Origin of the sequence: Pseudoalteromonas sp. PA2MD11 (assembly GCF_017808125.1) — a bacterium.
Lineage (GTDB): Bacteria > Pseudomonadota > Gammaproteobacteria > Enterobacterales > Alteromonadaceae > Pseudoalteromonas > Pseudoalteromonas simplex.
On the sequence record NZ_JADKNF010000002.1, the window covers coordinates 92,344 to 116,210 of the forward strand.

Here is a 23,867-nt window from a genome sequence, read left to right on the forward strand (position 1 = left end):
ACCACCCCAAGGTGCGAGTTTCAGCATATTGAGGGGCTTGGGTATAGTCTTAATATTGATAGTTAATGTGCTGATAAAAACGTACGCGTAAATCTTGGCGAGTTGGATTAAATGCCAGCTCGTCAGTAACTTCATTTATCGCACTTTGCACTTGATTCATAAACTTACCATAACCAATGTCATGCTTGTCTTTATCGGCAGCGGCAATCACAAAATGTAGTGAATCTACAAGTTGATCTGCATCCCAATACTGTTGTAATTGCACCTGCTCAGAGCTGCAATCAAAGGTTAGCTTTTGCAGTTCGCAGTTACTTTGTGCGTTATCAATATTGCTATTACGAACAATAGGGCGGGTACCGTTAGCGATGAAAGCGCCGAGTGTTAATCCGCGTTTATCACATGCTTGTTTGAACGCATCAAAGATATATTGATAAAACTGCGTATAATTCTCTTCGTTCAGCATATGCTGAAATTGCGTTTTAATGGCGCGAGTTACTGGAATCGAAAACCCAGCGTATGTCATCTCACTGTGTTCATTTGGCAAATGACATTGGCGGGACTGGTAACGTGGATATAAGCTACGTAATTTATAGCCATAGCTTTCTTTGTGGCCTTTTGCTTTAGCAAATAAATCATAAGTTAGATGTTGGTGGTCACGAATTTTAAGAGGTGGTTGGCCGCTCAGTAGTTTTGCTTGTAGTGAATTGATTACTCTTTGCACATTATGATGAAAACTAGCCGCATGAGCGCGAATATCTTCACCAGTCGCTAAGAATAATAAACGAATTTTTTTGCATTTTTGCTCACCATCAGCAAATACATTATGTGCTTCATGGTATTGTGGGTTATAGAAAAACAAAATTTGCTTAGCGGTTTCTAAGCTATATGCCTCATCATGGTAACGAACCACTGGCAGTTTATCGTTGGCGATTAGGTGTACATTATGTAATTCATACTCATCACATAGTGCAAATAACTCCCTTGCAAGACGCTTATAAGCACAGCTCACATTGGTAAACTGGGCAAAAAACTCATCAGTAGGTTTAAATTCAACTAACACATACTGGTTTGCACGTGCTGAGCTTGGAATATAGACTCGATGTTGATTGAGCGAAGCCATCTTTTTTCCTTATTGGTAGTGAAACTGACGGCACTATATCGCTAGTCAATGATCATTTTATTGCGTTAGAACAATTTTTTTACCGATTTTGTCGAGTCTGTGAACTATGTACTCAACAATCGACGTAATATCTTCAATAAACATGATGCAACCACTGTATGTTAGGGTTTGTTTTTGTAATAATGCATTAGTTTTGTCACCATGCAATATTCAGAGGATTATGCTCCTATGGCGGAAATTGAGAATCGCCCAAGTAACTTTATTAGAACGCGTATCGACGAAGATCTAGCAAGCGGTAAGCATGCGACTACACACACGCGTTTTCCACCTGAACCAAACGGTTTTTTACACATTGGTCATGCAAAGTCTATTTGTTTAAATTTTGGTATCGCCCAAGATTATCAAGGTCTTTGTAACTTACGTTTTGATGATACGAATCCAGAAAAAGAAGACATCAACTACGTAAACTCGATTAAAGAAGATGTGCAGTGGTTAGGTTTCCAGTGGGATGGTGAAATTAAATATTCATCTAACTATTTCGATGCGTTATACGGCTATGCTGTTGAGCTTATCGAAAAAGGCCTAGCGTATGTGTGTTTCTTATCGCCAGATCAAGCCCGTGAATACCGTGGTACTTTAAAAGAGCCGGGTAAAAATAGCCCATACCGTGATACGCCAGTTGAAGAAAACCTAGCGCTATTCGAAAAAATGCGTAATGGTGAGTTCAAAGAAGGCGAATGTGTACTGCGTGCTAAAATCGATATGGCAAGCTCATTCATGGTATTGCGTGATCCAATTTTATACCGTGTACGTTTTGCTCATCACCACCAAACAGGCGACAAGTGGTGCATTTATCCAATGTACGATTTCACGCACTGTATCTCTGATGCGTTAGAAGGTATCACACATTCTCTATGTACGCTTGAGTTCCAAGATAACCGTCGTTTATACGATTGGGTATTAGATAACATCAGCCTTGAGTGTCATCCACAACAAATCGAGTTCTCACGATTAAATCTTGAGTACACCATTATGTCTAAGCGTAAATTAAACGACTTAGTAGTAAATGGTCATGTTGAAGGCTGGGACGACCCACGTATGCCAACGATTGCGGGTTTACGTCGTCGTGGTTATACACCTGCATCTGTACGTGAGTTCTGTTCTCGTATCGGTATCACTAAACAAGAGAACATGGTTGAAATGGGTATGCTAGAAGCTTGTATCCGTGAAGACCTAAATGAGCATGCACCGCGTGCAATGGCTGTTCTTGATCCTGTGAAGATTGTTATCGAAAACTATGACGCAGATAAAGTAGAGACGTTATCTGTTGCAAATCACCCGAATAAAGAAGAGATGGGTCGCCGTGACGTACCTTTCACTCGTGAACTTTATATCGAGCGTGAAGACTTTCGTGAAGAAGCAAACAACAAATTTAAGCGTTTAGTTCTTGATAAAGAAGTACGTTTACGTGGTGCGTATGTCATTAAAGCTGAGCGCGTTGAAAAAGACGAAAACGGCGAAATTACGACTATCTTCTGCTCTTACGATCCTGAAACTCTGGGTAAAAACCCAAGTGATGGCCGCAAGGTTAAAGGTGTAATTCACTGGGTATCAGCAAGTGAATCTATCACAGCTGAAGTTCGTTTATACGACCGTTTATTTAACGTACCAAACCCAGCTGCAGCAGAAGACTTTAACGCAACACTAAACCCTGAATCACTCGTGGTTCTTGAAAATGCGAAAGTTGAGCCGTCACTTGCACATGCTCAAGCAGAGCAGGGCTTCCAGTTTGAGCGTACAGGTTACTTCTGTCGTGATAGCAAAGCAGAAACATTAGTATTCAATCAAACAGTGGGTCTTCGTGATTCATGGGCGAAGATTGAACAAAAGGGCTAATACCTAATCTATTTAGTTTCTATGCTTAATAAAAAACCCTTTCACTTTAAAAGTGAAAGGGTTTTTTTATAACGATTAAAAGCGATTAGAAATAACCGCGAATACCCAAGCTGAAGTTACGACCAGGTAGTGGTGCTTTTTCTTTAATGAATGAGCTGTGTACGAAACCAAGTTCATCGGTTAAGTTGTCAACATTAATATAAAGCTGTGTATCAACAGGGCCTAAGTCAAGTTGGTAGTTAGCTGATGCATCAAATAGGGTATAACCGTCAGTTTTTGTCTCGTAAGCAGTAATATCAGACTGCTCAAAATAATGAGTACCGGTTAGGCTAAACTTCCAATCAGACACTGTGTACTGTAATTCAGAACCCAGTTTATTAGCAGGGATACGAGGTAAGTAACCTTCATCATCTTTTAGCTTAGCCGTTGTTGAATCACCAAACACTTTAACTAGCGCATTTGGCGTCACTTGATAGTGTACGTCAAATTCAATACCGTATAGTTTTGCATCTTTACTTGTGAATTGGTAAACCGCCATTGCATCTTCATCTGCGTCAGCTGCTGATTCTAAGCCATGCTCTTCATCGAAAACTAAACCGGTATTTTGCTGGAAGTAGTAGTTTTCAATGTCGTTATAGAAGAAGTTAACTGTGTAACCAAAGTCACCAATAAAACGACGGAAACTTAGATCAAAGTTCGTTGCAGTTTCTTGCTCGATATCTTCGGGCTCAAAATGAATTTCGCCATCTTCAATATGATAACCAAGGCCTAGCTCGTAAGTACCTGTTGCGATATGAATACCGTTTGAAAGTAATTCAGCACTTAGCGGCGCACGTTCTGAACGAGATACACTTAAAGCAACACTTTGGCCTTCTTGATATTGCCAAATTGCACCTGCAGATAAGCTTAGGTTTGTGAAATCTTCACTGTAGTTAATGATTTCAGCTTCTTCTTCGTCATGGTGCTCTTCTTCCTCTTCATGATCGTGATCATGATGATGCTCAGCCATGCTTACAGCAGAATCGATTTGATAATCTTCAAGGCGTGCACCTAGCTCAATGGTCACATCACCAAACTGGCGCTCTTCAAGAACGAATAGCGCGTTTGTTTTAGTAACGCTTGCTGGCGTAAAGGCTTCTTCACCATCTGCATCATAGTCAGACTCAGTGTAGTGATAACCAGCCATACCGTGCCAGAGGCCTAACTTGTGCTCAACGGTTGCACGTGCTTCGGTTGTTTTGTTTGTAAACACCGTGCCCACTGCACCATCTTCGATTTCAGCGTGTTTGTAGTCTGTGTAGCCAACGCGTAGTGAGATATTTTCAATCCAGTTATCATGAAGTGCATAGCTCATGTAACCTTGCCAGCGGTCTTGCTCTAACTGTGCAAATACTGATTCTTCGTGCTCTTCTTCACCTTCATGTTCGTCATGATCTTCCTCTTCTTCTTCATGATGATGATGCTCATGAGCAGGAATACCGTAATCTGTTTCGATGCGGCCGAATGACACACCTAACGTTAGGTGATCGCCCACGTAACTAGTACCAAAGTTAACTGTTTGGCTATCAATAAAGGTGTTTTCTACGCTGTTAGCAGTTTCGTGTTCTTCATGCTCTTCACCTTCATGCTCCTCGTGCTCTTCATGTTCCTCAGGAAGCTCAAAGTTTGGCGTGTCGTAATCGTGACCTTTGCGCTTTGTTCCATCGAAATGGAAGTTGAAACCATCATTACCGGTTTCAAGTTTTGCAGCATAGGTGTTGGTATTAGATACTGTATCGTGTGTATATTGAGCAGCGCCGGTTAAAGACTCGATGTTATCGGTAGGAATACGGTTATCAACAACGTTCACCACACCACCGATAGCGCCAGAGCCATAAAGTAGAGTAGCAGGGCCGCGAAGTACTTCGATTTGCTCTGCTGCTAGGCTGTCATTTGATGTTGCGTGGTCAGGGCCGATACGAGATGCATCACTGCTATCAAGGCCATTTTGGGTGATTTTCACACGCGGACCATCTAAACCACGAATAATTGGGCTTGATGAAACTGGGCCAAAGTAGCTAGCATTAACGCCCGGTAAACCTTTTAATGTTTCGCCTAATGTCGGTTTTGCTTTGTCTTTTAACTCATCACCGGCTAAAACATTCACAGGCGAAATCATTTCAAGACTATTTTTATGAAGCGCTGATGCATAAACAACAACAGTTTCAACTGAGGTTGGTGTAAGGGTAACTACAACATTTTGGTCTTCGCCATTAATAGCAATACGCTTATCGATGAAATTGTTTTTACTGATGTGAAGCTGACCTTTATTGTCTACATCAATTTTAAACTGACCTTGTTTGTCAGTCACAACGCTTTGTGATTTGCCGTGTACATGTATTTCAGCATTGCTGATAGGTTGTTGGTTTTTATCTAATACTTGACCTGTGATCACAGCAGCCATTGTTGATTGAGAAAACAGCGCAGCGGCAACAGCACTAGAAAGAATTGAAACTTGCTTAATCATTACTACTTCTAAGTTTGTTGTTGAGTGTTGCGTTATATTATAACGCTGAAAATATTAATCGCAATAACGTTATACTATAACTTTACCTATACCTTAACCCTAAGTCGCGATTTTAACATCATACACTATACTTAGACTGTTACACTGAGATGGCTGAATCTTATGTCTGATAAAAATAGGGTATTTAAAGCAAATTTTACTATTGCTGATTTAAGAGAGCATCGTAATCACAAAGAGGTGTTCACCACTGCTTGTGACCGTCGTGAAAGCTATCAACACTTTGTACTCAAGCTTTTAAGTTATTGCTTATTTTCACACAATGAAACAGCCATATTGAATGCAAGGTTCAGTCATGCTGAACCGGATGTGTCAATAAAAGCATTGGATGACCATTATCAAACATGGCTTGCTGTTGACCAACCGGATATTTTACAACTGAATAAAATTGCAAAGCGGGTTGATGAACTGTGGGTCGTGACAACCTTAAACAACGACTGGCTTAAAGAAAATGAACACCAGTTGGATCTGATCAATAATGGCCATTTAATTGCGTTTGATGACAGCTTCATTGAGGAATTAGCGAGTCATCTAACTAAAAATCTACAGTGGGATGTTACGATTGATCAGCAAATGGTGAGTGTGTCAGATAAAGAAAATTTCTACCAAACCAGTGAGCTTATTTGGCATTAAAGCTCAATTTTTACCTTCCCATTGGGTTTACTACAACACAGCAATACTTCGCCAGCTCTCACGAACGCAAGCGGCTCTTGATTGTAGCTCACATCACCTTCGACTAATTTTGCACGGCAAGCGCCACAATAACCTTCACGGCATTGGTAGGGTACATCTATTTTGTGTTGTTCTAGGCATTCAAGGAGAGATGAACAGCCAGAATCAAATTCAAGATTCTGGCTGTCTGTTCCTGCAAGGATAACCTCTGCAGTGGTGTTTGAGCTCATTACAGGTCGAAGTCACCAAAGTCAGATGCATCAACTTGAGAGTCAATTTGACCAACAAGGTAAGAGCTGATTTCAGCTTCTTGTGGGGCAACTTGAACGTTGTCAGATACTAACCAAGAGTTGATCCACGGAATAGGGTTACTCTTACTTTCGAACTGTGCAGGTAGGCCTACCGCAGTCATACGTGCATTAGTGATGTATTCAACGTATTGGCATAAGATATCTTTGTTAAGACCAATCATAGAACCATCCTTGAACAGGTATTCTGCCCAATCTTTTTCTTGTTCTGCTGCTTCAACAAACATCTGAATTGCTTCTTCACGACATTGTGCTGCAACGATTGCCATTTCTGGGTCGTCTTTACCTTCTTGCATAATGTTCAAGATGTGCTGTGTGCCAGATAAGTGTAGCGCTTCATCACGGGCAATTAGCTTGATGATTTTTGCGTTACCTTCCATTAATTCACGCTCAGCGAAAGCAAATGAACAAGCAAAGCTTACATAGAAACGAATCGCTTCTAGGATGTTAACCGACATCATTGCTAGGTAAAGTTGCTTTTTAAGGTCAAATAAGCTGACTTTAACTTCTTCACCGTTGATCACATGTTTTCCTTCACCATATAGGTTGTAAACAGAAATCATGTTAATTAAATCATCGTAGTACTTAGTTACTGCATCAGCACGCTCACTGATCTTCTCGTTGCTTACGATATCGTCAAAGATAAGTTCAGGAGATTGCGTAACGTTACGAATAATGTGCGTGTATGAACGGCTGTGAATGGTTTCACTGAACGCCCATGTTTCAATCCAAGTTTCTAACTCAGGAATAGACACAATAGGTAGTAACGCAACGTTAGGTGAACGGCCTTGTACACTATCAAGAAGCGTTTGATATTTTAAATTACTTAAAAATATGTGCTTTTCGTGTTCTGGTAACGCTTGGAAGTCAAGACGGTCTTTACTTACATCAACTTCTTCAGGGCGCCAAAAGAACGAAAGTTGCTTTTCAATTAGCTTTTCGAAGATAGGGTACTTTTGTTGGTCGTAACGTGACACGTTTACCGTCTGGCCGAAAAACATCGGTTCTTGTAATTGGTTATTATGATTTCGGCTAAAAGTTGTATATGACATAGTGATTTCTCAAAAAACAGTCAGGACAAAGCGGGCTAATGAGCCCGCTTTTGTTATGTTATTAATTTAATTAGATTTTACAAGCGCCGCCTGCACAACCGTCATCTTCTACCTCTGGTGTTAACTCATCTTGAGAGTCTGATGCACCATCACGTGTGTTGTGATAGTACAGGGTTTTAACACCAAGTTTGTACGCAGTCAGTAGGTCTTTTAATAGCACCTTCATAGGTACTTTACCGCCTTCGTACTTAGATGGATCATAGTTAGTGTTTGCAGAGATCGTTTGGTCAACGAATTTTTGCATAATACCAACCAGTTGTAGGTAACCATCGTTTGAAGGAATATCCCACAGTAGCTCGTAGTTATCTTTCAGATTTTCATAATCTGGCACTACTTGCTTTAAGATACCATCTTTACTTGCTTTAACGCTGATATGACCACGTGGTGGCTCGATACCATTTGTTGCGTTAGAGATTTGCGATGATGTCTCTGAAGGCATAAGGGCAGATAGCGTTGAGTTACGCATACCGTGCTCTTTAATGCTTTCGCGTAATGAATCCCAATCTAAGTGAAGAGGCTCATCACAGAACTGATCTAGGTCACGTTTGTAAGTATCTGTTGGCATAATGCCTTGAGAATACGTTGTCTCGTTAAATTTAGGACACGCACCACGTTCTTTCGCTAACTCATTTGATGCTTTCATTAGGTAATATTGAATTGCTTCAAATGTTTTGTGAGTTAGGGCATTTGCGCTGCCATCTGAGTAACGCTTACCATTTTTCGCTAAGTAGTACGCGTAGTTAATAACACCAATACCTAGCGTACGACGACCCATCGTTGCGTTTTTCGCCGCAGGAACAGGGTAGTCTTGGAAATCAAGTAAGTTATCAAGGGCACGTACTGCAAGTTCAGCAAGTTCTTCTAATTCGTCAAGTGACTCAATCGCACCTAAGTTAAACGCCGACAGCGTACAAAGTGCAATTTCACCTTCTTCATCCATTACATTGCTAAGTGGCTTAGTTGGTAATGCAATTTCTAAACATAAGTTAGATTGACGAATTGGTGCCACAGTCGAGATGAACGGGCTGTGCGTATTACAGTGGTCAACGTTTTGTAAGTAAATACGACCTGTGCTTGCACGCTCTTGAGCAAACATTGAGAATAACTCAATTGCTTTAATACGTTTTTTACGAATTGACTCGTCTTGTTCGTATTTGATATATAGCTCATCAAACTTCGCTTGATCTTCAAAGAATGCATCGTATAGACCCGGTACATCTGATGGGCTAAATAATGTGATGTAATCGTCTTTGATTAAACGGCTATACATTAATTTGTTGAACTGCACACCGTAGTCAAGGTGACGTACACGGTTATCATCAACACCACGGTTGTTCTTAAGAACAAGTAGGTTTTCAACTTCTAAGTGCCAAAGTGGGTAGAACAACGTTGCTGCGCCGCCACGAACACCACCTTGTGAACAGCTCTTAACTGCTGTTTGGAAGTGCTTATAAAACGGAATACAACCTGTGTGGTACGCTTCGCCGTTACGAATAGGGCTACCAAGCGCACGGATGCGACCGGCATTAATACCAATACCTGCACGTTGCGAAACGTATTTAACAATCGCAGACGATGTTGCATTAATAGAATCTAGGCTATCACCACATTCAATAAGTACACACGAGCTGAACTGACGTGTAGGGGTACGTACACCTGCCATGATAGGTGTAGGTAATGAAATTTTGAATGTAGATACTGCATCATAAAAACGCTTGATGTAATCAAGGCGTGTCTCTTTTGGATAATCAGAGAATAAGCTTGCAGCCACTAAGATATATAAAAACTGTGCACTTTCGTAGATTTCACCAGTAACACGGTTTTGAACTAAATACTTACCCTCAAGTTGCTTAACAGCAGCGTAGCTGAAGTTTAAGTCACGGTTGTGATCAATGTAAGCATCTAACTCGTCAATTTCTTGTTCGGTATAATCAACAAGTAGGTGTTGATCATAACGCTTGTCTTCAACTAATTTGGTGATGTGATCGTATAAGCGCGGCGGCTCAAATTGACCATATGCTTTTTTACGTAAATGGAATACAGCTAAGCGAGCAGCGAGGTATTGGTAATCAGGCGTATCTTTAGAGATCTGATCAGCTGCAGCTTTGATGATTGTTTCATGAATGTCATCGGTACGAATGCCGTCATAAAATTGAATGTGTGATTTTAATTCAACTTGTGAGACAGACACATTCTCTAGACCTTCTGCGGCCCAAGCGATCACGCGATGGATCTTATCTAGATCAAGTGACTCTTTACGGCCGTCACGTTTGCTTACAGATAGCTGTTGGTTCATAGTTTTGCCTGTATTCCTTGGGAAATTTTAGTTGTAAGACAAAGGTATTCTTTAATGTAATTATTATTATTCAACACCAAGATAAACTAATTGAATAACATTTAGCCACAATATCTGGTGTTGTTTAAATTGCAGATCACAAGATAGTGTGGTCTGAGTTGTTTTGCAAGGGATAGAATTGCCCCAATTTGTGGATAACTATTGGATAAGCGCATTGTGTTAGTAACCATTAACCTTTGAACATTCATAGACGACGAAATTTGTAGAAATCAACAAAAGATCCAGAAAATTTACCGTTTTGAAAAATAAATTTTGACTGATTTTTTTATCATCAATGAATGCTCAAAAGTAAATCAAATCACAATATATGGTGTTTCAGTTTTTAAATAACACTATATATGGTTGAAACCATCAATCGGCGTTTGCCAATTGAAATCCGCTTGCCAGCCAAGTGCAGCGTCTACACTCGGTATGTAACCCCATAACGCTGTTGCGCTATACATGTTGGCTGCTTTTGCTGCTTGAATATCACGTTCAGCATCACCGATATATAAACAACGGCTCGGATCAACATCTAAGATCTCAGCGGTGTGTAATAGTGGATCCGGTGATGGTTTTGACACAGCTAATGTATCGCCACTCACAACCGCTTTTGCATCACGCAAAGAGGGAATAGCTTGCACTAAGGGCTCAGTTAAAAAGCCGGGCTTATTAGTCATAATGCCCCACTTAATATTGTTTTGCTCAAGTGCAATTAAAAGCTGTTCTATGCCATTGAAACATTTACTGTGCACAGCAATATCTTCGGCGTAGTAGTCAAGAAGCTGTTGGCGCAAGGCGAGTTGTTCAAGTTCAGGCCATTTATCACCAAAGCCCACTTCTAATAATGCATTTGCACCGTTAGAAGCTGCAGGGCGATAAACATGCTCAGCAACAGGCGCCACATTGGCGTCTGCTAACACTCGGTTTAATGCACCACCTAAGTCATCCGCGGTATCGAGTAGTGTGCCATCTAAATCAAAGATAAAAGCATCAAAATCGATAGAGGGTGCTTGCACACCACTCATCAGGCTAGTTTCTCAAAGTGCAGGATGTAATTAACACTTACATCATCATTTAAGCTGTACTGCTTAGAAAACGGGTTATAATGAAGGCCGGTACTGGCGCGTACTTTTAATCCCGCTTCTTCTGCCCATGCAATAAGCTGCGCAGGTTTGATAAACTTTTTATGGTCATGTGTACCTTCAGGTACCATTTTTAAAAGCTTTTCAGCACCGACAATAGCAAACAAGTAGGCTTTTGGTGTTTTATTTAATGTTGAAAAGAATACATCGGCGCCCGGTTTAGCAAGCTCAGCGACAGCACGAATAATAGAAGCAGGGTCTGGAACATGCTCAAGCATTTCCATGCAAGTCACTACATCAAAGCGAGCAGGGTGCTCAACAGCGAATTGCTCTGCAGGTACTTTTATATAATCAACAGGCACGCCTGTTTCTAAACTATGTAACTTAGCAACGGTGAGTGGCTCTTGGCCCATATCGATGCCGGTTACTTTCGCGCCCATACGCGCCATACTTTCACTTAAGATGCCGCCACCACAGCCAACATCTAAGGTTTCCTTATCAAATAAGCCGCCTACTTTATCAGCGACAAAATCCAAACGCAGAGGATTTATTTCATGAAGGGGTTTGAACTCTCCGTCGCGGTCCCACCAACGTTCTGCGATGGCTTCAAACTTTGCAATTTCTGCATTATCTACATTTTGATGCTCGGTCATAAAAAACTTCCTCGTTAATCTGAGGCCATTATATAGGGGGAAATTAATAAATCGCAAAGATTTAGCGCCTGTAAATCTAAATAAATTGTGATAGCATGGTCTGGAAATAATAACTAAAGCTCTTAAGACGGCGGTTTGCCTCTTAATGAGTCAATACTGAAGGAATGTGAAATCAAATGACTGATCTCGCCAATGAAATTCTGCCAGTCAATATTGAAGATGAATTAAAAAACTCCTACCTTGATTACGCGATGAGTGTAATCGTAGGACGTGCATTGCCAGACGTACGTGACGGCTTAAAGCCAGTTCACCGCCGCGTTTTATTTGCAATGAACGAACTCAATAATGATTGGAATAAACCTTACAAGAAATCAGCGCGTGTTGTTGGTGATGTAATCGGTAAGTACCACCCACATGGCGACAGCGCGGTATATGACACCATCGTTCGTATGGCGCAGCCTTTCTCATTACGCTACATGCTTGTTGACGGCCAAGGTAACTTTGGTTCTGTTGACGGTGACTCTGCGGCAGCAATGCGTTATACGGAAGTCCGTATGGCGAAAATGTCACATGAATTATTAGCTGATTTAGAAAAAGAAACGGTTGATTACGTACCGAACTACGACGGTACTGAGCAAATTCCTGACGTATTACCTACAAAAGTACCTAACTTATTAGTAAATGGTTCTTCGGGTATCGCGGTTGGTATGGCGACGAACATTCCACCTCATAACTTAACAGAAGTTATCAATGGTTGTTTAGCGCTTATTCAAAACCCAGACATGTCAATTGCTGACCTTATTGAATATATCCCAGGTCCAGATTTCCCGACTGCGGCGATTATCAATGGTAAAAAAGGCATTGAGCAAGCGTACTTAACCGGTCGTGGTAAAGTATATATCCGTGCTCGCGCTGAAATCGAAGTTGACGAAAAAACCGGTCGTGAAACAATCATCGTTCACGAAATCCCTTATCAAGTTAACAAAGCACGCCTTATCGAAAAGATCGCAGAGCTTGTTAAAGATAAGAAGATTGAAGGTATTAGCGCACTACGTGACGAATCAGATAAAGACGGTATGCGTATCGTTATCGAAATCAAACGTGGTGATGTTGGTGAAGTAATCTTAAATAACCTTTATGCACAAACTCAGTTACAAACTGTGTTTGGTATGAACATGGTTGCACTTGATAACAACCAACCTAAGTGTTTCAACTTAAAAGAAATGCTTGAAGCGTTTATCGTACACCGTCGTGAAGTTGTTACACGTCGTACTGTATTCGATTTACGTAAAGCCCGTGACCGTGCTCACACGCTTGAAGGCTTAGCGATTGCACTTGCGAATATCGACCCAATTATCGAGCTTATTCGTAAGTCACCAACACCAGCAGAAGCAAAAGCGGCACTAACAGCGCGTTCTTGGGAATTAGGCACTGTTAAAGCAATGCTTGAAAAAGCAGGTGAAGATAACGTAGCACGTCCTGATTGGTTAGCGGCTGATTTAGGTATCCGTGACGGTCAGTACTATTTATCTGAGCAACAAGCACAAGCAATTCTAGACTTACGTTTACATAAACTAACAGGTCTTGAGCATGAGAAGATCTTAGACGAGTATCAAACACTTCTTGATCTAATTGCTGAGCTTTTACACATTCTTTCAAGCCCAGAGCGTTTAATGGAAGTTATCCGCGACGAGCTAGTAGAAATTAAAGAGCAATATGGTGACGAACGTCGTACTGAAATCAGTGCAGCAGCTCACGATATTAGCCTTGAAGACCTAATCAATGAAGAAGACGTTGTTGTAACGCTTTCTCACGAAGGTTACGTTAAGTATCAACCATTATCGGATTACGAAGCACAGCGTCGTGGTGGTAAAGGTAAATCAGCAACGAAGATGAAAGATGAAGACTTCATCGAACGTCTATTAGTTGCAAATACCCACGATACAATCTTATGTTTCTCAACAGCAGGTCGCTTATACTGGTTGAAAGTATATCAGTTACCATTAGCAAGCCGTGCAGCGCGTGGTAAGCCAATTGTTAACTTATTACCACTTGAAGCTGATGAACGTATTACTGCTATCTTACCAGTACGTGAGTACGAAGAAGATAAATACATCTTCATGGCAACTGCGTTTGGTACAGTTAAGAAAACACCACTTACAGCATACAGCCGTCAACGTGCGAGCGGTATCATCGCTGTTAACCTAAATGAAGGCGATAGCCTAATTGGTGTTGATATCACTGATGGCACGAATGAAATCATGCTATTCACTGATGCAGGTAAAGTTGTTCGCTTTAAAGAAGCAGAAGAGTCAGCAGTTGTTGATGAAAACGGTAACCCAGTTCTAGACGAAAACGGTAACCCAGAAATCCGCTTCAAAGGTGTACGTCCAATGGGTCGTACAGCAACAGGTGTCCGTGGTATCAAGATGGCTGACGACCAACGCGTTGTGTCGTTAATCGTACCTAAGTCAGATGGTGCAATCCTAACTGTGACAGAAAACGGTTACGGTAAGCGTACAGCACTTGAAGACTACCCATCGAAGAGCCGTGCAACACAAGGTGTTGTATCAATCAAAGTAAGCGAGCGTAATGGCGCTGTGGTTGGTGCAGTACAAGTTGACGATAACGACGAGATCATGATCATCTCGAATCGCGGTACCTTAGTACGTACCCGTGTAAACGAGGTTTCTACGGTTGGTCGTAATACTCAAGGCGTTATTTTGATACGAACTATTGACGAAGAGCAAGTAGTTGGTTTACAACGTATCGAAGAAATCGAAGTTGATGAGCTAGAAGCCATCGAAGGCGAGGCCGTTGAAGTAGTCGATACCAATACTGAAGAAACGGGTGATAACCCACCTTCAGAATAACATTGATTTAAAAAGCGGCTTCGGCCGCTTTTTTTATCCGCACTATAATTACTGGAATGAGGCAAAGTAATGACTAAGTATAATTTTTGTGCAGGACCGGCAATGCTACCGCCGGCAGTTATGCAAAAAGCACAAAAAGAATTTATAGATTGGCAAGGTTTAGGTGTCTCTGTGATGGAAATCAGCCATCGCAGCAGCGACTTTTTAGCGCTTACTGCTAAATGTGAAGCGAGCCTGCGTCGTTTAATGAATATAAGCGATGAGTTTGAAGTATTATTTATGCACGGCGGTGGCCGTGGTCAATTCAGTGCTGTGCCACTGAATCTTCACCTTGATGATAAGCCAGCCGTGTACTGTGAAAACGGTGTGTGGTCTAAAGGGGCTACGTCAGAAGCGGCAAAATTCACTGCAGTTGAAAGCATCAATGTACGTGATGATGAGCAGCAAAATGGCCAGTTCTCTATTAAACCAGCAAGTAGCTGGGAATTACCAGCTGATGCGTCATACATTCACTATTGTCCGAATGAAACAGTAGATGGCATAGAAATTTTTGACGTACCATCACACCCATCAGCACCGATTGTGGCTGATATGTCATCGACTATTTTATCGCGCGAGTTTGACGTAAATCAGTTTGATCTTATTTACGCTGGCGCACAAAAGAATATCGGCCCGTCTGGTTTATCGATTGTTATTATTCGCAAAACACTTCTTGAGCGTGAAGGTCTTGCCAAGCCAGGTATTCTTGATTACGCCTTAGAAGCAAAACAAGGCAGCATGTATAACACGCCACCGACATTTGCGTGGTACTTAGCAGCTGAAGTATTTGAATGGCTTGAAGCAAACGGCGGCGTTAAAGCGATGGAAGAACAAAACATCGCAAAAGCAGAACTTCTTTACAACTACATTGATAGCTCAGATTTTTACAGCAACAAAGTTGCTAAACATTGCCGTTCGCGTATGAACGTACCATTTTGGCTAAACGACGAATCACTGAATGATAAATTCATTAGTGAATCAAAAGAAGCAGGCTTATTAGCCCTTGAAGGTCACCGTATTGTCGGTGGTATGCGCGCAAGCATTTATAATGCGATGCCACTTGAAGGTGTTCAAGCCTTGGTTAATTTTATGGAAAAATTCGCCAAGGAGAACAGCTAATTATGGAACAGCTTCGTCTTGAACCGATTGCAAAGGTAAATGGTAGTGTGACACTGCCAGGCTCAAAAAGTTTATCAAACCGTATTTTGTTACTAGCTGCTCTTGCTGAGGGCACAACGGTTGTTGAAAACCTACTAGATAGTGATGACATTCGTCACATGCTAGGTGCGTTAAATCTTCTAGGTGTAAATGTATCGCTTAATGAAGATAAAACAGTGGCTACCGTAGAGGGGGTTGCAGGTAAATTTAAAACCCCAAGTGAGCCTTTATTTTTAGGTAATGCCGGTACTGCTTATCGTCCTTTGACAGCGGTTTTAGCTGCTGTCGAAGGCGAGTACCAGCTGGTGGGTGAGCCTCGTATGGAAGAACGCCCAATCGGTCATTTGGTAGATGCATTGCAAGCATTGGGTGGTGATGTTGAATACCTTAAGCATAAAGATTATCCACCACTGGCCATAAAAGGCGGCAAAATCAACGGTGGTAAAGTTGCAATTGATGGCAGCATTTCTAGCCAGTTCTTAACAGCGTTACTAATGGCAGCGCCATTATTTAATGGCGATACAGAAATCACCATTAAAGGCACGCTAGTATCAAAGCCATACATTGATATTACACTAGATGTAATGAAGCGCTTTGGCGTTTCTGTAAGCCATGACAATTACGAAACATTTTACGTTAAAGGCTGTCAGCAGTATCAAGCACTTGAGCGCATTATGGTTGAAGGTGATGCATCAAGCGCCTCTTATTTTGTTGCGGCGGCTGCAATAGCAGGTGGTGAAATTGAAATTAACGGGGTAGGTGGGGCATCTGTTCAAGGTGATATTGGTTTTGCCAAAGTTATGGAGCAAGTAGGCGCCAAAATCGATTGGTACGATGAAAAGCTGGTGGTACGTAAAGGCGAGCTGAACGCGGTCGATATTGATGCCAATGCAATCCCTGATGCGGCAATGACACTCGCCACTGTTGCGCTTTTCGCAAAAGGTAAAACAGCTATTCGTAATATCTATAACTGGCGTGTAAAAGAAACAGATCGCTTATATGCCATGGCGACTGAGCTTCGTAAAGTTGGTGCAGAAGTGGTTGAAGGTGAAGATTTCATCGAAATTACACCGCCAGACACATTTAACGATGTAGCGATTGATACCTATAACGATCACCGTATTGCCATGTGTTTTGCAATGGTTGCCGTTGGCGGAAAGCCGATAACCATTAACGATCCTAAGTGTACATACAAAACTTTTCCAACGTTTTTCAAAGTGCTAGAGTCTGTCTCAAGTCAATAAAACAGAAGAAAATATAAAAAGTTACATTCTAAATGCGGATCTATTTCTAGAACTGGCGTATAATATCGCGGTTTTATTTTGGTGTGCATTGCAGGAGGTTATAAATGCAGGCGTTATCAATGCCCGTAATCACCATCGATGGCCCAAGTGGTTCAGGTAAAGGAACTGTTTGTCGCTTGTTAGCCGAGAAATTAGGTTGGGATGTATTAGACAGTGGAGCGATTTACCGTGTGCTGTCACTTGCAGCGCTTCATCATCAAATTGAACTAGATAATGAAGATGCGCTAGTTCCGCTAGCTGCAAACTTAGATGTACAGTTTTTGGTCGATAGCCAAACGCATACTTCTAAAATTGTCTTGGAAGGCGAAGACGTCACAACCACAATTCGTAACGAAGAAGTGGGTGCTGCGGCATCAAAGATTGCTGCATTACCACGGGTGAGAGAAGCATTATTACGTCGTCAACGTGCGTTTCGTACTGAGAGCGGCTTAATTGCCGATGGTCGTGACATGGGCACCGTTGTGTTCCCAGATGCACCATTGAAGATTTATTTAACCGCATCAGCTGAAGAGCGCGCTCGTCGTCGCTTTGCTGAGTTGAACGAACGCGGTCTTGATGTTACACTAAGTGGTCTACTTGAGGACATAAAAGCTCGCGATCACCGTGATATGACGCGTGACGTTGCGCCGCTTGTTCCTGCAGAAGACGCCATTGAGCTCGATACTAGCGAGCTTAATGCAATGCAAGTGTTTGATAAAGTTGTAACTTTACTCGACGAAGCCGTACTTGCAGGAAAGCTTCCAAAAGCTTAAAAGTAATTTATTAAGGTGCCGGCAGGAAGCCAGTGCTATTTTAACAACCCCATGCAGCATGGTTGCTAATTGGTTATTTAATTATTTAGAGACGTATAATGTCAGAAAATTTTGCGCAGTTATTTGAAGAAAGCCTTAAGGGTTTTGAAGCAGAGCAAGGCTCTATCGTTAAAGGTACTGTTATCTCAATCGAGAACAACATCGTACTTGTTGATGCTGGCCTTAAATCTGAAAGTGCAATCCCTGCTGAGCAATTCAAAAATGCTGCTGGTGAACTAGAAGTTGCTGTTGGCGACGAAGTAGATGTTGCTTTAGACGCAATCGAAGACGGTTTCGGTGAAACTATCCTTTCTCGTGAGAAAGCGAAGCGTCACGAAGCGTGGATCCGCTTAGAAAAAGCATGTGAAGAGCAAGAGACTGTTACTGGTGTTATCAACGGTAAAGTTAAAGGCGGTTTCACTGTTGAAGTTGATTCAATCCGTGCCTTCCTACCTGGTTCACTTGTTGATGTTCGTCCAGTACGTGACACAACTCACCTTGAAGGTAAAGAGCTTGAGTTCAAAGTAATCAAGCTTGACCAAAAACGTAACAACGTTGTTGTTTCTCGCCGTGCAGTTATCGAATCAGAGAACTCACAAGAGCGTGAAGAGCTTCTTGCTAACCTTGTTGAAGGTCAAGAAGTTAAAGGTATCGTTAAGAACCTTACTGACTACGGTGCGTTCGTTGACCTTGGTGGTGTTGACGGTCTACTACACATCACAGACATGGCGTGGAAGCGTGTTAAGCACCCTTCAGAAATCGTTAATGTTGGCGACGAAATCGCAGTTAAAGTTCTTAAATTCGACAAAGAAAAGACTCGTGTATCTCTAGGCCTTAAACAGCTTGGCGAAGATCCATGGGCAGCTATCGCTGGTCGTTACCCAGAAGGTTCTAAGCTTTCTGGTCGTGTAACTAACCTTACTGACTACGGTTGTTTCGTTGAAATCGAAGAAGGCGTAGAAGGTCTAGTACACGTTTCTGAAATGGATTGGACTAACAAGAACATCCACCCTTCAAAAGTTGTTTCACTAGGTGACACTGTTGAAGTTATGGTTCTTGAAATCGACGAAGAGCGTCGTCGTATTTCTCTTGGTCTTAAGCAATGTATTGCTAACCCATGGCAAGAATTTGCTCGTCTACAAAACAAAGGCGACCAAGTTACTGGTAAGATCAAATCAATCACTGACTTCGGTATCTTCATCGGTCTTGAAGGCGGTATTGACGGTCTTGTTCACCTTTCAGACATTTCTTGGAACACGCCAGGCGAAGAAGCTGTACGTGAATTCAAGAAAGGCGACGAAATCACTGCTATCGTATTACAAGTTGACCCAGAGCGTGAGCGTATCTCTCTAGGCGTTAAACAAATCGAAGCTGACCCATTCAATAACTACCTGGACGCAAACAAAAAAGGTGCTATTGTTAAAGGTAAAGTGACTGAAGTTGATGCGAAAGGCGCAACTGTTGAGCTAATCGAAGGCGTTGAAGGTTACATCCGTGTAGCTGATATCGCTCAAGAGCGTGTTGAAGATGCTACTACTGTAGTTTCTGCAGGCGACGAAATCGAAGCGAAATACGTTGGTGTTGATCGTAAGAACCGCACTTTAAGCTTATCTGTTAAAGCTCTTTTCGAAGCAGAAGAGAAAGAAGTACTAGAGAAGCTTAAGAAAGAAGAGCCAGCGTTCGAAAACGCTATGGCTGCAGCATTCAAAAATGCTCAAAAAGACTAATATCTAGTCTTTTAAAGTTGGAAGGGCAGTTTTGCCCTTCCTTTACCACTCTTTAAGGAAACGCTATGACTAAGTCAGAATTGATAGAACAACTTGCCGAGCAACACGCACACATCCCTGTGAAAGATGTTGAAAATGCCGTTAAAGAAATTCTTGAACAAATGGCCGGCTCATTATCTAGCTCAGATCGCATCGAGATCCGTGGCTTTGGAAGTTTCTCATTGCATTATCGTTCTCCTCGCACAGGTCGTAATCCAAAGACTGGCGAAACAGTTGAGTTAGACGGTAAGCACGTACCACATTTTAAACCAGGTAAAGAATTACGTGACCGCGTAAATGCGAGTATTGCCTAGTTTTATACAGGAGTAGTTACTTGTTTAGGGTATTAAAAATTGTATTAATTGCGCTGTGTTTATTTATTGCGTTTGTACTTGGTTCACAGAATCCACAATTGGTGCAAATCAATTATTTAATCGCCAGTAATACTTTGCCCCTAGCTGTTGTAATAAGTATCTGCTTTATTTTAGGTGTCGCAATTGGTTGTTTTATAAGCTTTACACTGTTTTCTCAGTTAAAGTGGCAAAATTATCGCTTAAAGAAAAAATTAGCGCCTGAAAAAAACAATAAAAAGCTTGTTGCTAATAAAGACACCTAATCATGATTGAGCTTCTGTTTTTACTTTTACCCGTTGCAGCCGGTTACGGTTGGATAATGGGTAAAAACAGCGCTAAAAACCAAGCTCATCAGCTTAATCGCCAAATTACCTCTGAATATTCTAAAGGCCTTAAATTTCTCTTAGACAGAGAAGAAGACCAAGGCTTAGAGCACCTTATTAATCTACTCGAAGTTGCCGCTGATTCAGTTGAGCATTATTCAACGCTTGCAACTATGTTCCGCCGCCGAGGCGAACTTGACCGCGCCATTAAAATTCATGAACTGCTATTAAAACATCCAAGTCTTGATGAGCAACAAGCTGCAACCAGCCGCTTAGAACTTGCTGAAGATTACATTATGGCAGGCTTGTTAGATGGTGCAGAAGAGCATTTAGTATGGCTTGTTAAGGCAAGCTATAAAGAAGCCTTAGAGCCAATTATTAATCTTTATTCACAAACCCGTGAATGGGAAAAGGGCATTAACATGTACGAGGCCCACAGTGAGTTATTCACTAAACCTCAGCATGTAAAAGCGATTGCCAATTTTTACTGTGAAGCAGCCTTACAAGATAACGATACGCAAATTATGCGTAAAGCCATTAGCTTAAACCACAAAGCCATTCGCCCATTGTATGAGCTTGGCCACAGTGCTTTCACCAAAGAAGATTATGTAAAAGCAATTTACTATTGGCGCGAGCTTATTAGCCAATTCACGTTTTTTGCGCCGGTATTTATTGAAGAATTAGCACTGAGCTATCAAAAGCTTAATTTAACGCATCAGTTTTACGAATTGCTCAATGAACTGCTCGATAAAGGTGGCGTATTAATAAAAATAAAACACTGCCAAGCTTTACTTGAGCAAGGCCATATCGAGCAAGCAATCAAATTTTTAACGGATAGTTTAAAGCGTCATCCGACTATTCGTGGCTTTAGCTTTTTATTACAGCTACTTGCCAAACAAAACAACGATATTAAAGATGTACTCGATCAAATTGATAAGCTAGTAACGTCTTATATCGCAACCAAACCTGATTTTCAGTGCCAACACTGTGGCTTTACCAGTCATACCATTTATTGGGTATGTCCATCTTGTAAGCACTGGGAAACAATTGTTCCAAGCCGTGGCATAGACGGTTTTTAATTCATATTAGTCCATTAGTTTTTAGGAAAGTTATGTCTGTCGAAGATTCAAAAAAAGTATTAATTGCCCTTGATTATGATGATCAACAAACAGCTCTTGCGTTTGTAAAGCAATTATCGCCTGATACGTGTCGCCTTAAAGTAGGCAAAGAAATGTTCACGTATTTCGGTCCTAGCTTTGTTAAGGAACTAATCGACTTAGGTTTTGATGTATTCTTAGACCTAAAATTTCACGATATTCCAAACACAGTAGCTAAAGCTGTAACCGCAGCTGCAAAAATGGGTGTATGGATGGTTAACGTGCATGCCTCAGGTGGCGTTGAAATGATGACTAAAGCAAAACAAGCTTTAGAGCAGTTTGGTGATGATGCTCCATTACTGATTGCAGTAACTGTACTAACTAGTATGGATGCCGCTGAGCTTACTCGTTTAGGTGTAGATAAAACACCAGAAGAGCAAGTAATTTACCTAGCAAATCTTGCTAAAGAATCAGGCCTTGATGGGGTAGTGTGCTCAGCACAAGAAGCGAAAAAGCTAAAAGCAGAACTTGGCGCAGACTTTAAACTGGTTACTCCTGGTATTCGCCCAGCAGGCAGCGATGCTGGTGATCAAAAGCGCATCATGACACCAAAACAAGCCGTTGAAGATGGCAGCGACTATTTAGTTGTAGGCCGCCCAATCACCCAATCGGCAGACCCAGTTGCGACACTAAAAGAAATTAACGACTCACTAAAATAACCTCGTTATTTTAAAATAGTCTTTAAAGAGCATTGTAAGCGTGATTTATTGCGCTATATACAATGCTCTTTTTGTTTGTGGCAATTTCCCTAGGTTATCTGCATTTGAGAATTAGCTAATCAAACTCGTTTTTGGACAAAAGTGAGTTAGAGTATTTAGTCAGTAACGCTTAAAGCAGCGGCGAAGCTTTGCTGTGTCCGCTGCCTTTACTTGTTAGTTTCTGGACTTGATGGTTCTGTGGAATTCGTTTTCATGATGCTAATTATGTCTTTTAGTTTTTCAAGCGTCTGGGGTTGAAAGTCTTCTTGCTTGATTTCTTTAAATGCACTCTGGCTTTCCATATTCCAGTTTTCAAATATAGATTTCATGTCCTGCTTGCTTACATCGTTACCGTATATTTCTAAGTACAGTTTACCAAAACTAATCGCATGCGTTCTTTCAGTTCTTTTTAATGCTTCATGCATGTATGCATTTGACTGGTTAAAAGAATGCTTTGCCCAAGCAGCGAATAAGCCGATAACAATTAGCCCTTTTAGCATTAAATAGCCAAAAAACAACCAGCTAATCTCTTCTTTGGGTGTATTGCTAAATTCGAATGCTCCATAGCCAAGCGCGAGTATAGCCGCCCCAACAGATAGTTTAAGCGCCAATATTCCCTTGTCACTCCATTCTTTAGCCTGTGTTTTGTATTCATTTTCTTTTTCTTCTAGAGCAGAGATTGCATTAGCAACGTATTCTGGAACTTTAATATCTATCCGGCTCTGTATCTGCTTTTCATGCTCTTCTTTCAGCAGCTGCAGTTTTGAAGAAAGTTCTGACTCCCTTTTTCTTAACGTCACTTCCTCTTGCTTTGCCCTAGCTTGTTGGTCATGAAGCCTCTTCTCTGATTCGACTATCAGTTGTTGTATATGAGCTAATTTCTGCTCGGACTGGCTAATTCTTGCATCATATTGCTCTTGTCGAAAACTAGCTTGCTGTTCAATTTCTCTGATTCTTTCTAGCGCATCTTTTTCAATAGAATTCTCAATTCTTCTTGATGTAATTATATCAAACTCTTTGTTTATTAGATCTTCTTCATCGACAAGATCTTTCCATTGCTCCTTGATCTTTACAGGCAGCGTATTCAATAACTTATTTCTTAAAGAGCTAGAAACTGAAATTAGTATTTTTAGTTTTGTGTCTTCTGAGATCCTTGAGAATATTTTTTTGATATTATCTTCGGAAGCTAGAAGCAAATATTTGTTAATCCGATTCTTAGGGATCCGGCTAAATATAGCTTCTAATGCATCTGGTGATAATGAGCTGAAGGTATTTCTTAAATGTTGCTCGCTGAGATGTGACAGCAGTCTATTTATCTCCTGACCGCTGCTTCTAGCTAGGACAGCGTTCAGTTCGTCAACGCTCAACGACATATAGAAGTCCAATAATTTGTCCTTCGATATGTTTGCAATTCTCGTCATATCGTTCAATTTTTAAATCCTTTTCAGAAGCAACTAACAATTTTATAGTGTGCACGTCGCACATCTTTCTGCCGATGTCACGCTCATGTATTAATAAATCTATTTTTAACAAATAACGTAATTCATTGCCAACTATAATATTTTTTATTGACACTGAAGGTATTCAGAAAAAGAAAATGCACTCATCGCTCATTTTCTTGAATATGGGAGTACAATAATAGAACTATATGCTCATACAGT

At 41.2% G+C, this 23,867-nt stretch carries 19 protein-coding genes; 11 read left to right on the forward strand and 8 right to left on the reverse strand.

All coding sequences use genetic code 11. The features are described 5' to 3' along the window. Positions 1 to 49: 49 nt before the first annotated feature. On the reverse strand, positions 50 to 1,120 hold the full coding sequence (locus ISP07_RS03105) for a DUF3083 family protein (protein WP_209326759.1): 1,071 nt from the start codon (positions 1,118 to 1,120) through the stop codon (positions 50 to 52). Positions 1,121 to 1,348: 228 nt separating this feature from the next. Between ISP07_RS03105 and glnS the strand changes: the two genes are divergently transcribed. Next, a complete protein-coding gene (gene glnS / locus ISP07_RS03110) occupies positions 1,349 to 3,016 on the forward strand; it encodes a glutamine--tRNA ligase (protein ID WP_209326760.1) in 1,668 nt (555 codons plus the stop codon). A gap of 85 nt (positions 3,017 to 3,101) precedes the next feature. On the opposite strand, the gene ISP07_RS03115 is transcribed toward glnS, so the two are convergent. Further along, complete coding sequence (locus tag ISP07_RS03115) at positions 3,102 to 5,522, reverse strand: TonB-dependent receptor domain-containing protein (protein WP_209326761.1); 2,421 nt, start codon at positions 5,520 to 5,522, stop codon at positions 3,102 to 3,104. A 162-nt stretch (positions 5,523 to 5,684) separates the two neighbouring features. Between ISP07_RS03115 and ISP07_RS03120 the strand changes: the two genes are divergently transcribed. Next, positions 5,685 to 6,212, forward strand: coding sequence for a YaeQ family protein (locus ISP07_RS03120; protein ID WP_209326762.1), 528 nt, complete (start codon positions 5,685 to 5,687; stop codon positions 6,210 to 6,212). Here the strand turns inward: ISP07_RS03120 and yfaE are convergent. The 5 genes from yfaE to ubiG all read right to left on the reverse strand — a co-directional run bounded on the left by yfaE (position 6,209) and on the right by ubiG (position 11,744). Next, positions 6,209 to 6,481 carry a class I ribonucleotide reductase maintenance protein YfaE gene (gene yfaE, locus ISP07_RS03125; RefSeq protein ID WP_209326763.1) on the reverse strand — a complete coding sequence of 91 codons (273 nt, stop codon included), beginning with the start codon at positions 6,479 to 6,481 and terminating at the stop codon, positions 6,209 to 6,211. The genes ISP07_RS03120 and yfaE overlap by 4 nt on opposite strands. Beyond that, positions 6,481 to 7,611 carry a class Ia ribonucleoside-diphosphate reductase subunit beta gene (nrdB, locus tag ISP07_RS03130; RefSeq protein ID WP_054551358.1) on the reverse strand — a complete coding sequence of 377 codons (1,131 nt, stop codon included), beginning with the start codon at positions 7,609 to 7,611 and terminating at the stop codon, positions 6,481 to 6,483. The genes yfaE and nrdB overlap by 1 nt, the downstream gene beginning before the upstream one ends. 70 nt (positions 7,612 to 7,681) lie before the next feature. Beyond that, on the reverse strand, positions 7,682 to 9,967 hold the full coding sequence (nrdA, locus tag ISP07_RS03135) for a class 1a ribonucleoside-diphosphate reductase subunit alpha (protein ID WP_054551357.1): 2,286 nt from the start codon (positions 9,965 to 9,967) through the stop codon (positions 7,682 to 7,684). Positions 9,968 to 10,359: 392 nt separating this feature from the next. After that, positions 10,360 to 11,034, reverse strand: a complete 675-nt coding sequence (locus tag ISP07_RS03140) for an HAD family hydrolase (protein WP_063528553.1) — start codon at positions 11,032 to 11,034, stop codon at positions 10,360 to 10,362. After that, positions 11,034 to 11,744, reverse strand: a complete 711-nt coding sequence (gene ubiG / locus ISP07_RS03145; protein WP_209326764.1) for a bifunctional 2-polyprenyl-6-hydroxyphenol methylase/3-demethylubiquinol 3-O-methyltransferase UbiG — start codon at positions 11,742 to 11,744, stop codon at positions 11,034 to 11,036. The genes ISP07_RS03140 and ubiG overlap by 1 nt, the downstream gene beginning before the upstream one ends. 176 nt (positions 11,745 to 11,920) lie before the next feature. On the opposite strand from ubiG, the gene gyrA reads away from it, so the two are divergent. The 9 genes from gyrA (at position 11,921) to pyrF (ending at position 22,167) form a co-directional block, all read left to right on the forward strand. Then, a complete protein-coding gene (gene gyrA, locus ISP07_RS03150) occupies positions 11,921 to 14,617 on the forward strand; it encodes a DNA topoisomerase (ATP-hydrolyzing) subunit A (RefSeq protein WP_138600685.1) in 2,697 nt (898 codons plus the stop codon). A gap of 69 nt (positions 14,618 to 14,686) precedes the next feature. Next, positions 14,687 to 15,775 (forward strand): 3-phosphoserine/phosphohydroxythreonine transaminase, encoded by a 1,089-nt coding sequence (serC, locus tag ISP07_RS03155; protein WP_209326765.1) that lies wholly within the window; start codon positions 14,687 to 14,689, stop codon positions 15,773 to 15,775. 2 nt (positions 15,776 to 15,777) lie between these two features. Further along, entirely contained in the window at positions 15,778 to 17,058 is a 1,281-nt protein-coding gene (gene aroA / locus ISP07_RS03160) for a 3-phosphoshikimate 1-carboxyvinyltransferase (RefSeq protein WP_209326766.1), read from the forward strand. A 104-nt stretch (positions 17,059 to 17,162) separates the two neighbouring features. Beyond that, complete coding sequence (gene cmk / locus ISP07_RS03165) at positions 17,163 to 17,870, forward strand: (d)CMP kinase (RefSeq protein WP_209326767.1); 708 nt, start codon at positions 17,163 to 17,165, stop codon at positions 17,868 to 17,870. Positions 17,871 to 17,968: 98 nt separating this feature from the next. Continuing rightward, positions 17,969 to 19,636 (forward strand): 30S ribosomal protein S1, encoded by a 1,668-nt coding sequence (gene rpsA, locus ISP07_RS03170; protein ID WP_054551350.1) that lies wholly within the window; start codon positions 17,969 to 17,971, stop codon positions 19,634 to 19,636. Positions 19,637 to 19,701: 65 nt separating this feature from the next. Further along, a complete protein-coding gene (gene ihfB, locus ISP07_RS03175; RefSeq protein ID WP_036968575.1) occupies positions 19,702 to 19,989 on the forward strand; it encodes an integration host factor subunit beta in 288 nt (95 codons plus the stop codon). A 20-nt stretch (positions 19,990 to 20,009) separates the two neighbouring features. After that, positions 20,010 to 20,291: a lipopolysaccharide assembly protein LapA domain-containing protein gene (locus ISP07_RS03180; RefSeq protein ID WP_054551349.1), complete on the forward strand. Its 282-nt coding sequence runs from the start codon at positions 20,010 to 20,012 to the stop codon at positions 20,289 to 20,291. 2 nt (positions 20,292 to 20,293) lie between these two features. Further along, on the forward strand, positions 20,294 to 21,430 hold the full coding sequence (gene lapB / locus ISP07_RS03185) for a lipopolysaccharide assembly protein LapB (RefSeq protein WP_209326768.1): 1,137 nt from the start codon (positions 20,294 to 20,296) through the stop codon (positions 21,428 to 21,430). 32 nt (positions 21,431 to 21,462) lie between these two features. Beyond that, positions 21,463 to 22,167, forward strand: a complete 705-nt coding sequence (gene pyrF, locus ISP07_RS03190; RefSeq protein WP_063705476.1) for an orotidine-5'-phosphate decarboxylase — start codon at positions 21,463 to 21,465, stop codon at positions 22,165 to 22,167. A 206-nt stretch (positions 22,168 to 22,373) separates the two neighbouring features. On the opposite strand, the gene ISP07_RS03195 is transcribed toward pyrF, so the two are convergent. Further along, positions 22,374 to 23,636 carry a hypothetical protein gene (locus ISP07_RS03195; RefSeq protein ID WP_209326769.1) on the reverse strand — a complete coding sequence of 421 codons (1,263 nt, stop codon included), beginning with the start codon at positions 23,634 to 23,636 and terminating at the stop codon, positions 22,374 to 22,376. Between the last annotated feature and the right edge of the window lie 231 nt (positions 23,637 to 23,867).